The organism is Prevotella sp. oral taxon 376 (assembly GCF_003043945.1).
Taxonomy (GTDB): Bacteria; Bacteroidota; Bacteroidia; order Bacteroidales; family Bacteroidaceae; genus Prevotella.
Window position 1 is genome coordinate 209824 of the sequence record NZ_PYXG01000002.1, and the last position, 13873, is coordinate 223696.

General features: G+C 41.6%; 8 protein-coding genes. 5 read left to right on the forward strand and 3 right to left on the reverse strand.

Going from position 1 to position 13873, the window contains the following annotated elements; translation table 11 throughout:
• Positions 1-19 precede the first annotated feature (19 nt).
• The 3 genes from rho to C7120_RS10400 all read right to left on the reverse strand — a co-directional run bounded on the left by rho (position 20) and on the right by C7120_RS10400 (position 9139).
• Entirely contained in the window at positions 20-1960 is a 1941-nt protein-coding gene (rho, locus tag C7120_RS10390) for a transcription termination factor Rho (RefSeq protein ID WP_107621615.1), read from the reverse strand.
• 170 nt (positions 1961-2130) lie between these two features.
• A complete protein-coding gene (rpsA, locus tag C7120_RS10395; protein WP_107621616.1) occupies positions 2131-3900 on the reverse strand; it encodes a 30S ribosomal protein S1 in 1770 nt (589 codons plus the stop codon).
• A 928-nt stretch (positions 3901-4828) separates the two neighbouring features.
• Positions 4829-9139 carry a translocation/assembly module TamB domain-containing protein gene (locus tag C7120_RS10400; protein ID WP_233247089.1) on the reverse strand — a complete coding sequence of 1437 codons (4311 nt, stop codon included), beginning with the start codon at positions 9137-9139 and terminating at the stop codon, positions 4829-4831.
• A 271-nt stretch (positions 9140-9410) separates the two neighbouring features.
• Here C7120_RS10400 and C7120_RS10405 point away from each other — a divergent pair, with 271 nt between their 5' ends.
• From C7120_RS10405 to nqrE, 5 genes are read left to right on the forward strand one after another with little or no spacing between them, the layout of a single operon-like run.
• On the forward strand, positions 9411-10760 hold the full coding sequence (locus tag C7120_RS10405) for a Na(+)-translocating NADH-quinone reductase subunit A (protein ID WP_107621617.1): 1350 nt from the start codon (positions 9411-9413) through the stop codon (positions 10758-10760).
• A gap of 4 nt (positions 10761-10764) precedes the next feature.
• On the forward strand, positions 10765-11916 hold the full coding sequence (locus tag C7120_RS10410; RefSeq protein WP_107621618.1) for an NADH:ubiquinone reductase (Na(+)-transporting) subunit B: 1152 nt from the start codon (positions 10765-10767) through the stop codon (positions 11914-11916).
• Between the two features lie 13 nt (positions 11917-11929).
• A complete protein-coding gene (nqrC, locus tag C7120_RS10415; protein WP_107621932.1) occupies positions 11930-12631 on the forward strand; it encodes an NADH:ubiquinone reductase (Na(+)-transporting) subunit C in 702 nt (233 codons plus the stop codon).
• A gap of 1 nt (position 12632) precedes the next feature.
• Positions 12633-13262 (forward strand): NADH:ubiquinone reductase (Na(+)-transporting) subunit D, encoded by a 630-nt coding sequence (locus C7120_RS10420; RefSeq protein WP_107621619.1) that lies wholly within the window; start codon positions 12633-12635, stop codon positions 13260-13262.
• Positions 13262-13870, forward strand: a complete 609-nt coding sequence (gene nqrE / locus C7120_RS10425; RefSeq protein WP_107621933.1) for an NADH:ubiquinone reductase (Na(+)-transporting) subunit E — start codon at positions 13262-13264, stop codon at positions 13868-13870. Before C7120_RS10420 ends, nqrE begins: the two co-directional genes overlap by 1 nt.
• The last annotated feature ends 3 nt before the right edge of the window (positions 13871-13873 follow it).

A 13873-nucleotide genomic window follows, 5' to 3' on the forward strand; every position in this document is an offset into this window, starting at 1 on the left:
GGGCAGCCTTTAATATGTCTTACGAATTCATCGACAAAAGAAATTCTTCATTATCACGGGTATGAATCATTCTGTCATGTATGGTATTCATAGCTTCTATAGGATTCATATCGCTAATATATTTACGCAAGATCCACATGCGGTCAAGCGTAGTCTTATCCTGCAAAAGATCATCACGGCGGGTACTGGATGCAACAAGGTTTACAGATGGGAAAATACGCTTGTTGGACAATGAGCGATCAAGCTGGAGCTCCATGTTTCCTGTACCCTTAAATTCCTCAAAGATCACTTCATCCATCTTACTGCCTGTATCTATCAATGCAGTTGCGATAATTGTCAGTGAACCTCCACCTTCGATATTACGAGCCGCACCGAAGAAACGCTTCGGTTTCTGAAGCGCGTTTGCGTCAACACCTCCTGTCAACACCTTACCCGATGCGGGACTGACGGTGTTATAAGCACGCGCCAATCGGGTGATAGAGTCGAGAAAGATTACTACATCATGACCACATTCAACCATGCGCTTAGCCTTTTCAAGAACAATACCCGTAATCTTTACATGGCGCTCTGCAGGCTCATCAAAAGTTGACGCGATAACCTCGGCCTTCACGGTACGCGCCATATCTGTAACCTCCTCCGGACGCTCATCGATGAGTAGCATCATCAAATATGCTTCTGGGTGATTTGCCGCAATTGCATTGGCAATATCTTTCATCAAAATAGTCTTACCTGTTTTAGGCTGAGCCACGATTAACGCGCGCTGGCCCTTACCAATAGGAGAAAAAAGATCAACTATGCGAGTGGAAAGGTTTGTTGTGGCAGAATCGCCACAGAGAGTAAACTTTTCGTCAGGGAAGAGTGGGGTGAGATGTTCAAAAGGTATACGATCACGAACCTCAGAAGGTTCTCTTCCATTAATCTTGTCAATGCTTGTAAGCGGGAAATATTTCTCTCCGTCATGTGGTGGACGGACATGGCACTGGATAACATCTCCGGTCTTCAAACCATAGTGTTTTATCTGATTTCCAGAAACATAAATGTCATCAGGTGAAGAAAGATAGTTATAATCACTTGACCGCAGAAAACCATAGCCGTCAGGCATAATCTCAAGAACCCCATTAGCTGTTACAATATCAGAAAAGTCATACGCATTGGTAACCATAGGAGCTACTACCGGAGCCTGATAGGCAGACATCGGGACGGGACCAGGTACCGTAGGACGATCGAACATGTCATATGTGGGAACGGCTCCTTGATCTTCAATCGGGAGATCTACTGTTACTATGAAATCTGTGCCGTCGCCAGGATCGCCTCTCCAAACCTCATCTTCTATCGCGTCACGCTGCTCCTCTATATTATTCTGGTTATGCGCATTGATTTTTTCCTGAAGCTGAGCGAGCAAACCTTCCCCCTCAGTCTCCTCGTTTTCTGGTTCTACTCCAGACGCAAACTGTGCCTCCGGAATAAGACTGTCTTCTTCCACGGCAGGAGCAGTTTCTCCTGTCGTTTCCTCTGGTTCCTTGCCGGCACTCTCTATTTCTGCTTGTGCGGTAAGTCCTGACTCACGCTTGGTCTTTCTGCCCCTGGGCTTAAAAGCTGCTACGGGCGACTCCTTTTCAGGAGATGGTATTTCTGATGATTTTTCCGGATCAGTAGTAATCTCTTCTTTAAACAAGGGAGTTTCTTCTGCTGCAGGCTTTTTCTTCTTCAGATCATAATTCTCGCCCTCTTTTCCCTTTACGGAATACACTCGGTCCACCTCTTTTTTCACAATGCGAGTACGGTGTCTCTTCGTTGTAGCTAATGGATTCTTATTGCTTTCATCCTCGGCTTGTTTATCCAGAATGGCATAAGCAATATCCTCAATGGTTGCACCTGGTGCGGCGTCTACACCAAGTTTCTTTACTATATCTTCCAACTCAGAGATATTCTTAGATAATAATTCGTCTTTGCTATACATATATTTAGTATAATATAATATAATGAATGTTTGTGAATGATGCTGCTTCCAGAACAGAAACAGTAGTTGCTAAAAACTGAATGCAAAGATACAAATAGTTATTGGAAATACCAAAAAAAAGCTCGCTTTTTTGAAGCGAGCTTTTAATTTAATAATAGGAATGGAGTTCGTTATTCACCTTTTTCCATTTTTGCCTTGAGATCTGCCAGAACATCAAGATCACCAAGGGAAGTACCAGCCGCAACATTATTGACTACTGGCGCATCACTCTTCTTGGTAGAATGCTTGTGGGCAGGCTTAGCATCTTCCTTGACATCCTCGAATGTACGAGAGTGGGAGAGGATTATGCGGCGTGTCTCTTTCGCAAACTCAATCACCTTGAAAGGAAGCTCTTCTCCAAGCTTGGCCTGAGAACCATCTTCTTTCTGGAGATGCTTAGGAGTAGCAAAGCCTTCACCACCTTCGTTCAAGGTTATGACAGCCCCCTTGTCCATCATCTCCGTGATCTTGCCTTGATGGATTGAACCCGGAGTGTAGATCGTCTCGTATGTATCCCAAGGATTATCCTCAAGTTGCTTGTGTCCAAGGCTCAGGCGGCGGTTTTCCTTGTCTATTTCAAGAACTACCACTTCAATTTCAGCCCCAACTTGAGTGAACTCTGACGGATGCTTAACCTTCTTGGTCCAAGAAAGGTCAGAAATGTGAATCAATCCGTCGACACCCTCTTCAAGTTCCACGAAAATACCAAAGTTGGTGAAATTGCGAACCTTTGCGGTATGCTTGCTTCCTACAGGATACTTCTCCTCAATATTTTCCCATGGGTCTTCTTTCAGTTGCTTGATGCCGAGGCTCATCTTACGCTCTTCGCGATCGAGCGTCAAGACCACGGCCTCTACCTCATCGCCTACATGCATGAATTCCTGAGCCGAACGCAAGTGCTGACTCCACGACATTTCCGACACATGAATCAGACCTTCTACACCCGGCTGGATTTCTACGAATGCTCCATAATCAGCAATCACGACCACCTTACCCTTAATATGGTCGCCAACCTTCAGGTCTGCGTCAAGGGCATCCCATGGGTGTGGAGTCAATTGTTTCAGGCCAAGGGCAATGCGCTTCTTTTCTTCATCAAAATCCAAGATTACGACATTGATCTTCTGATCAAGTGCGACAACCTCATGAGGATCACTGACGCGTCCCCAGGAAAGATCTGTAATATGAATCAATCCGTCGACACCGCCAAGATCTACGAATACGCCATAGGAAGTGATATTCTTAACAGTACCCTCAAGTACTTGGCCTTTCTCAAGCTTAGAAATGATTTCTTTCTTCTGCGCTTCCATCTCTGCTTCGATCAGGGCCTTATGGGAAACGACAACATTCCGGAATTCCTGGTTAATCTTAACAACCTTGAATTCCATTGTCTTGCCTACAAACTGGTCATAGTCGCGGATGGGATGAACATCTATCTGGCTACCTGGCAGGAATGCCTCAATGCCAAACACATCAACAATCATGCCACCCTTTGTACGACACTTAATATATCCTTGGACAATCTCGTCATTATCAAGAGCGGCATTGACACGCTCCCAGCTTTTTTCGAGGCGGGCCTTCTTGTGAGAAAGCACCAACTGTCCCTTTTTGTCTTCCTGATTTTCTACATAAACTTCTACCTTGTCGCCAACTTTAACATCGGGGTTGTAACGGAATTCAGATGCTGGAATAATGCCATCACTCTTGTAACCGATGTTAACGACAACTTCTTTTTTGTCTACCGAAATAACTGTTCCCTCAACAGTCTGATGCTCAGAAATTTTGTTGAGAGTCTCATCATAGGCCTTCTCGAGGTCTTTTTTGCTGACATTTACATTTGCCCCATTTTCATACTCTTCCCAATTGAAGTCCTGTAATGGTTCAATGTTCTTGAAATCTGCCATAAAATAATTAAAATGATTAAAATTAATAAAGTTAGACTTTATGTGAATTAACTCGTGATAAGACAACAATTGTCAAATCAGTTGCAAAGGTACTGTTTTTCAAATAGATATCTGTCTGAAAATACGGACAAAATCTTTCTTTTAAATAAAATTAACAATCAGGGTCTGAGAGGTCGATTTCGAAAGGAAGTGCGAAATCGGCGAAAAACACTCTTGACTGCCACACTTTTCTGTTTGAAGCATAAACCTCCGTGATGTATGAATCTACGGAAAATGCGGAAAGATGCTTTGTGATGGAACATAATAAGCTATATCCGGTTGGTGGTATGATCGCAGACAGGCTCATGGGAAGAGGGTGGGAATGGATGTAACGATAGGCGTCTTCTTAAAAATTGTTACCGAATAATTATGCATTTTGTATAAGAGCTCGTATGGATGGGCGGCTTCATGTAATGCCACCGTCTTCCCGTAAGCTCCTTGTGGGGCATTTATAAGCCTCCAAAATCTTCTTTCTTTACAAAATGAAGTTGTTGTTCACAGAAGACGCCACGGCGATGCGACTAAAATGCCGTCTCCGGCAATGCTTTTAATGGATTTCAGGTCTACGAACGACGACTTCCGGTCTCCCTTAAGGCCGTTAGAAGGTTTCCGAAAAGCATATTCCATTTGCCATTACGGTTATTTCTGAATAATTATTCAATAAGAAGCGCATATACAATTTGTGTTTTTCACGCTAAGTCTTTGTGGGTTACGAATTGAAACCATGATAGAGTTTGAAAGACATCCAAGTTGAGTTTGTTTACCGTCCTGTTATGACACTCCCTCGAAAACCCTCTCAAGACTGGTGGTGCGCGAGTTTTATTTTTGAAAGTGCCATTTTTGCCATGTCTTTATATCCATAAAAGGAGAACCCTATCGAGATTGCCTTTTAGTGTGCTTTTATTACTTTATTCTGTGATTTTGTCTTTCTCTTCCGAGAGTTCCTCCATAAGTCTGCCCAATTGGAGAAATCTTTCTTTAAAATGAATCCCAATCCCTGCGTGTTCAGGCTATTACGCGTGAAATATCTATCATTGGTTTGATTATAAACCCGAATGGCAAAGTTTCCATTCGGGACAATAAGATAACGCAAATCAAAATCCCCTATAAAGCTCGTCGTTGTATTTGCATTATCCCGATATCCAAATTGTCCGTTGAATAAAAGGCGATTATTGAGTAGACGGCCCGTCAGAATGCCTTCATACTCCGCATTGTTAAAGCCTTCCGTTCCCGTTGAGATATTCGCGCCTAAATTCCAATTGCTATTATTGACGACACTCTTCAGGACATTATTCAGTTGTTGACTTAGCTGACCACTCAGAATACTTTGCATGGCCAATGATGTTTCACTTTGCTGTGTGGATGTTCCTTCGGCAACGGCATTATTGTTTCCTTGGGAATAGAATCGGCCGATGGCCAGAAGATATAGAACCTGCTGATTCATCTCCTCCTCGCTATTGATGAGATTCATTACCATCTGTTTTGCCTCGCTGTTTACGGTGGGCAGATCTAAGTCAAAGTCTATTTGGGGAGAGGCGGGAGTCCCCGTAATATTCATCAGGCAGTTTACGCGGATATTGTTATTTGAGAACGACCGGCCGATGTTCAGATCTGCGAGACTTACTCCATTTACGGTATACTTTGCCTTTAAATTTAAAGTGGCGTTATATGCATCCCCGCCAAAAACAATACAACTCCCTTCCTGGAACTCAAAATTGCGGCTGATGACATTTTGGATGGTCAGCTTGTAAGTCCCATAATCCACATTATAATTACCAAACAGGTCAAACTCTCCCTTATTATAATAGGTGGCACGAATAGCGCCATTACCGAACAAAGAAATCATATCGCCTGACTCCTGATCCATAAGCACGCGTAGATTAAAGTTTGGATTACAATTAATAAGGAAATTCAAGTGAATATCTGTTGGGATGTCTACAGTTGTGCCTTTCGATTGTAGAAGACGGCCGCTTCCTATGGTATCTGTCTGGAGAAAATTATCTCTATCTCTCCAATGAATAAAAGTCTGATTACTAATTGTTGCTGGGCTTGCTGCATTATAGACCATAAACGAGCCTTTCTCTGGAGTCGCATTAATATGAAAGTCGAGACTTCCGTTGCGACCTACGATATCACAGGTGCCCGTCGCATAGACTGTCCCATAGAAAGAGTTAGCCCCAAACTCTTGGAAATCGTAAACTAATAGATTATCAGCAGAGAAATTCAAGTCATATGTCAAATTTGTAAGTGCTTTATGATGCAACGCCCCGTTTACAATACCATGATGCCCCCTATAGTCCAGAATGGAATCGTTTGAAAATATGATTTCATTCGGAATCATCATGATCGTATCATTCTTCAGAATGTATGTAGTATTCAGTGGGATGATGCCAATGGTTCCATTCGCTACAAGCTTTCCAGTTAAGTTCACCTCGTCAAGAGCTCCTATAACCCTGCAAGCTCCATCTGCATGCACATTGACATCTCGCATAAAACTTCCACAGAAGCCCTGCAGGAATTCACATCTCGTGTTCTGTGCCTTAATGCCTAAATCGATATAATTTCTTTGAGGCGACACATACCCCTTGATTAATGTGCGACTATTATCCTCATCGTACGCGATCCCATCTATATCTATCTGCTGTTCTTTATTATTCAGGTTTACATCAGCAGAGAGAATGCCCATACGCCCATCTTCAAAAGTAAAGTCTGAAACCATCAAATTAGCATGGACTTCCAGCTTTTCAAAAACACTCGATAGATGTGCATGCCCAGTAGCCTTCCCGCCAAATTCGACAGAATGGAAATTGAGTAAATTTAAAATATAATTCACATCAACTCCCTGCAAATCTATTTCCACCGTATCTTTAATACTTTTCGTGGCAATTCCACTAATAATGACATGTTGTTTATTATGCTCGATAGCAAAGTGATCAATGACAACACGATCTTTACTATAGACTATATCAGATGGGTTAATAGTCCATATACTATCACCGACATTAATCTCAGATGTGTGAACCATGATGTGCGCGGCCGACTCATTTTTCTCATTCTTGAAAAACTGAGTCTCCGTATCAAGGACTCCGGCATAATCTAAATCTCCCTTATTCTGAAACGAAAGCAGGGTTACAAGTTTATTATTCACAGCGCTTGCCTTAATAGCCCAATTTGTAAAATCGCCAACTTGCCCCATCTGCCGGAACTTGACATTGGCAACCAATGTGTCATTGGGCGTGTCAATATCCACATATCCCTGCTCATATTGTTTTCCCTTATATGCAAATCGGGGCATCCGGAATACTAGATTTATCTTTTCCTTGGAATCATCAATATATCCCTCCATATGAGCGGGCTGATCCAACTTTAATGGGATATCCAACAATTTGTTGAGCCAGTCAGAGCGGGTTATAGTTGCATTTATAGAAAAGCAGTTGTCATGTTTAGAAATATTAGTCGGAAGCCCGGGAAGAGTTGGCAATTTATTACCTACCAGGCCCGAAATGCTATTGACAATAGAGGCGTAATCAAACTTACCATGAATTTGTATATTTCCAAAGTCACTTGTCATCTCAACTTGACGGGCACCTCCTTCAGATGAAGATAGAATCGTTAAAGATGACAGGCTATAAGCATTTTCTCTCGATTCCATCGAGAAATTACGAATATTAATCATGCCATTTAGTGAATTCAGTTTTTTGCCTTTCAGGTTTATATTAGCATCAAAACTGAATATCGTGCCAGGATATTTATTCGTAAACTTTAGCACGGATGGATTGAGAAGCCTAACCTGTGCTATAATATCAGCAGATGGATTTGATCTACTGATATTGAAAATGCCTTTCAAATCGATTTTTCCATTGGGATCATCTATTCCCAACGCACCATCAAATTGTCCATCCAGCAAAGTCCCGTTTATCGTTAAGTTCCTGTAACTGTAGTCTTTGTAATCAAACCTTTGGATTATTCCTTTAGCTGCTAAATTAGGTAGCGATTTACCATCCAACTTTCCATTTACATCAATAATTGTTGCTATTATTCCGAAATCATCATCAGCTAAAACCTTATTCAGACTAATGCCCTCTGTCTCAATATGTCCATTAAAGGTTGACCCATGTTTGCCTAATGCAAGATTTGCACTTCCCACATCTGTTACAAGAACTCCTTTTGCTGACAGATTCTTGTCAAAACCTCCGATTTCACCGTGATATTTGAGGCTTCCAACCCTGCTTAATTCTTTGGGTAAGTTTAGTTTTCGCCCCAAATTCTCAGCAATCATATTTATATCGTCAGAACTTATAGACAAATTTTCAATCTCCATATTCCACCTGGGATTGCCCCCAAAATGGCTCACAGCCCCCTTCGCTATTAATTTAAAGCCACGACGGTGGGATTCCATTTTAATGTCCTTTATCCTTAACGAAGTACTTGTTCCCGAAAATGAAGAAGAAAAATAAAGTGGATTATCGAAACCTTTTAGCAAATTGTCTAAACTCGACAAATCGCATAAAGCTATTTTTGAGTCCGCAAATTCGCCGTGATAGGTTAATGAGGGTAATTCCAACTTGTCTCTCTTAAGTATGTAATCTGCTGTTATTAAATCTGTCTTTAGCCAAGAGTTGGGGAGTTCAAGGCGAAAGTTGGCTAACTCAGCCTTTGTCTTATTAGCTATCAATTTAAATTTAAGCAATCTCACATCTATTCCCTTTACTTCTTTAAATATCATTTTCTTTACATTCAAGTTCAGGGAGTCATCTCTAAGTACATTTATGATAAAGTGTGCGCTGATATCTTTTATATCTAAGTGGTGTAATGATACTGTATTGGGAGTCTCAACAGAATATAGTTCATTGTACTTTAGTTTTCCATTTCGAATAATCAAGGAATTGATGGCTAAGTCGAGTGAGGTGTGGGCTGTCGTATCCTTTGATGCCAAAGAGTCTATAAGAAACTGAAAATTCAAACCTCCTTTTTCCGTCTCCTTATATAAATTAGCTTGCAAACCGAATAACTGCACAGATGAAATAGACACCCGTCCTTGTATAAAAGGCAACAAATCTACTTTTGCGGACAGACGGGTGGCTTTCAGCATTTGATAACCTTTCTGATCCTTTATTAAAAGATCATCTATAATAAAACGATTCAAAAAGCCAAGATCTACACGGCTGATTTTAACTTCCGTTCCTAATTTCTGAGCCAACGAGTTGCTAACTTGGACAGCTACAAAATGCTGTACCGACGAAAGATGCGTCAGTAAAATCAGTAATAGATACAACCCAGCCAAAGTCCATACTATACTTAGTATTATATGCTTTAACCTCTTCAATGGTAAGAATATGTGCCACAAAAGTACATTAATTTTGTTGTAATAAAAAATAAATAAATGGTTTTTCTTTCTTTTATGAGTATTTTTTGTTAATTTTGCAACATCACATTAAAGAATTAAAATTCTCGAAATATTATTAATTAATATGGCAAATGTTATTAAGTTGCGCAAGGGCTTAGACATTAAGCTGAAAGGCAAAGCCGTAAATGCTAAGATAAGTCTCGGAAAGAGTGAGGAATATGCACTCGTGCCAGATGATTTCACCGGCATTTCTCCGAAAGTAACCGTAAAAGAGGGAGATCATGTAAGGGTTGGCGAAGCCTTGTTTGTCAACAAATTCTATTCTAGCGTGAAGTTTGCCTCTCCTGTCAGTGGCACCATCACCGCAATTGTTAGGGGAGACCGTCGCAAGGTGCTTTGTGTCAAAGTGAATGCCGATGTCCAGCAAGAATATATAGACTTTGGGAAAAAAGATCCTTCTTTGCTTGATGCTAAGGAGGTAAAGGATTCACTTCTCGAGGCTGGCCTGTTCGGTTATATTAACCAATTACCCTATGCAATATCAACTAATCCGGAGGCAAGGCCAAAGGCCATTTTTGTTTCAGCATTAAGGGATATGCCTTTAGCCGGCGACTTCGAGATTGAGCTTAAAGGAAACGAAGCTGCGTTTCAAGCCGGATTGACAGCTCTTAGCAAAATCTCTCAAACTTATCTTGGCATTGGACCTAAAGCTAAGGCAAAAGCACTAACAGCTGCAACGGATGTACAAATTACCGTATTTGACGGTCCTTGCCCAGCAGGTAATGTTGGCATTCAAGTTAATCATCTTGATCCCGTAAATAAAGGTGAAGTTGTTTGGGTTGTGGATCCAACGGCCGTCATCTTCTTTGGCAGATTGTTTCTTGAAGGGAAAGTTGATCTCACGCGCACCATTGCCGTTGCGGGAAGTGGAGTTACAAGCCCCCAATATGTTGACACACTTGTAGGAACTCCATTGAAATCAATATTAGAAGGTAACTTGGTGAGAACCGATCACATCCGTATCATCAATGGAAATCCACTTACTGGAAGAAAAGCTAATGTGGGAGACTATTTAGGAGCGCATACTTCTGAGGTCTGTGTGATTCCTGAAGGGGATAATGCAGACGAGATATTAGGGTGGATTCTACCGCGTACCAAGCAATTCTCTATAAGCAGAAGCTATTTCAGTTGGTTGCAAAAGGAAAAGGAATACGACCTCGACGCCCGCATAAAGGGGGGAGAGCGCCACATGATCATGAGTGGAGAATATGACAAAGTTCTTCCTATGGACATTTATGCAGAATATCTGATAAAGGCAATTATCACCGGAGATATTGACAAACAGGAGGAACTGGGCATTTACGAAATATCACCAGAAGACTTTGCAATAGCCGAGTTTGTAGATAGTAGTAAATTACCATTGCAGGAAATTGTTCGCAAGGGATTGGATACATTAAGAAAAGAAAACGCTTAAGGATATGTGGTTAAAAAAATATTTTGATAAAATCAGACCAAATTTCGAAGAAGGTGGCAGGTTCCATATGTTCTGGAGTCTTTATACTGGTTTTGAGAGCTTCCTCTTCGTTTCCAATGAAACATCCCAAAGCGGAGTCTCTATTCATGATTCCATCGACTCTAAACGCATTATGAGTCTTGTTGTAATAGCCCTAATGCCTGCCATGCTCTTTGGAATGTATAATATTGGCTGCCAAAACTATATGGCTGCCGGAATTGATAATGTCCCATTTTGGAGTGCTTTTGCTTATGGGCTATTTGCATTGTTACCGAAAATTCTGGTAAGTTATATCACAGGTCTCGGCATTGAATTTGCATGGGCTCAGTGGAAACACGAGGAAATACAAGAGGGCTACTTAGTTACAGGCATTCTGATTCCTCTGATAATTCCAATTAATACTCCATTATGGATGTTGATGTTGGCTATCGCGTTTGCCGTTATCTTTGCAAAAGAGATTTTTGGCGGCACAGGGATGAACATCTTTAATGTTGCCATAGCAGCTCGTATGTTCCTTTTCTTTTCCTATTCCAATAAGATGACAGGAGATCAGGTATGGGTAGCCAACGACACCATTTGCGGACTGGGGCATGCACTCCCTGACGCCTTTACCTGTGCCACTCCTCTCAGTATGCTCATGCAGGGGGGCGCCGTACCATTCAATTGGAACATGATAACCGGACTGATTCCCGGATCTGTTGGAGAAACATCCGTAATTGCGATTGCCATCGGGGCATTCATACTCTTATGGACAGGTATTGCTTCATGGAAGACCATGGGGAGCGTTTTTGTCGGAGGCATTGCAATGGCATATATTTTTCAAGCGTTGGGAATGACCGGAATACCATGGTGGCAACACATTATTCTTGGCGGATTCTGCTTTGGCGCCGTATTCATGGCAACAGACCCTGTTACAAGCGCCCGCACGGAGACGGGAAAATATATCTACGGACTATTGATCGGTGCTCTTGCAATTATCGTCAGAGTAATGAATCCCGGATATCCAGAGGGCATGATGCTGGCAATCTTTTTTGGCAATATGTTTGCACCGCTTATTGACTATTGTGTGGTTCAGCGTAATATCACTCATCGTGCAAACCGCATCAATAAAAAATAAGAAAGGATGGAATATGAAAACAAATTCTAATTCATATACGATTATCTATTCAGCCATTCTTGTGCTGATAGTTGCATTCCTGCTGGCTTTTGTCTCTAAGAGTCTGGAAAGGAAACAAAATGCCAATATAGCCCTCGACAAAAAGAAACAAATACTCTATTCTCTCAATATTCGCAACATAACCAATGAGAAAGCAGAAGCTCAATATAAAAAGGTGGTGGAGGCTGACGAAATTATAGACGAAAACAATAAGGTTCTTTCTCCTGGTGCAGTAGGTGGAGAAAATGATGGATTCACCCTCAATAGCGCCGACCAGAAATCAGGAAAACTTGCTCTATTCTTGTGCAGGGTGAACGGCAAGCGAAAGTATGTAATACCCCTTTATGGGATGGGCCTTTGGGGTCCCATTTCTGGTTATATTTCCTTAAATGAAGACAAAGCCACCGTTTATGGAGTCTACTTTAACCATGAGAGTGAGACTGCCGGCTTAGGAGCAGAAATTAAAGATAACCAAAGCTGGCAAGAGAAATTTCAAGGTAAGAAAATTTTTAAGACAGAAAGTGCCAAATCTATATCTCTTTCTGTAAACAAGAAAGTAGAAGATGCCACAACACAAGTAGATGCCGTTACGGGAGCAACACTTACATCTAATGGAGTAACAGACATGCTACATTCTTGTCTTGAAAAATATATGGTCTTCTTAAACGATAAATAACATGGCACTATTTAATAATCAAAATCGAGAGGTATTTACAGAGCCTCTTAACCTGAACAACCCTATTATTGTTCAGGTGCTCGGCATTTGCTCAGCACTCGCCGTAACCACCCAACTGAGGCCTGCCATCGTTATGGGATTGGCAGTTACAGTAATCACGGCATTTTCGAATGTAATCATTTCTGTTATCCGCAATACGATTCCAACGCGAATACGCATCATCGTACAGCTTGTAGTAGTTGCGGCACTCGTTACTATTGTCAGCCAAGTGCTCAAGGCTTATAATTATGATGTGAGCGTACAGCTATCAGTATATGTCGGATTAATCATTACCAATTGCATTCTCATGGGACGGCTTGAGGCTTTTGCAATGATGAACAAGCCTTGGCCTTCATTTCTTGACGGCTTGGGCAATGGACTGGGATATGCCATGATTCTGGTCATTGTGGGTACCGTTCGCGAATTCTTTGGGCGGGGCAGCTTATTGGGTATCCAGATTATTCCAGACTCTATATATCAAGCTGGTTATATGAACAACGGCATGATGACCATGCCAGCCATGGCACTCATCCTTTTGGGTGGTGTCATTTGGATACATCGTGCCTATTTTTATAAAGAGGAGGATAAATGATGGAACACTTGATAAACTTATTCTTTCGCAGCATCTTCGTTGACAACATGATTTTTGCATTTTTCCTTGGAATGTGCTCATACTTGGCAGTTTCAAAGAATGTAAAAACCAGCTTTGGACTTGGAGCGGCTGTTACTTTCGTGCTTGTGGTTACTGTTCCTGTCGATTATCTGCTACAAACAAAAATCTTAGACCCATTGGGGCTTTCATATTTGAGCTTCATCCTTTTCATTGCCGTAATTGCTGCGATTGTGCAAATAGTTGAAATGGTTGTGGAGAAATATTCACCTTCACTTTATGGTGCACTTGGAATATTCTTGCCCCTCATTGCGGTAAACTGTGCCATTATGGGAGCTTCTCTTTTTATGCAGCAGCGCATCCACATGGATCCGAGTAATAGCCAATATATAGGCAATGTGATAGATGCGGTAGTATATGCATTAGGTTCCGGCCTGGGATGGATGCTGGCAATTGTTTCCATGGGAGCTATCCGAGAAAAAATGCAATATTGTGATGTGCCCAAGCCCTTGAAAGGTCTCGGCATAACATTTATTACCGTGGGACTCATGGCTATGGCCATGATGTGCTTTGCTGGACTTAAAATATAATGT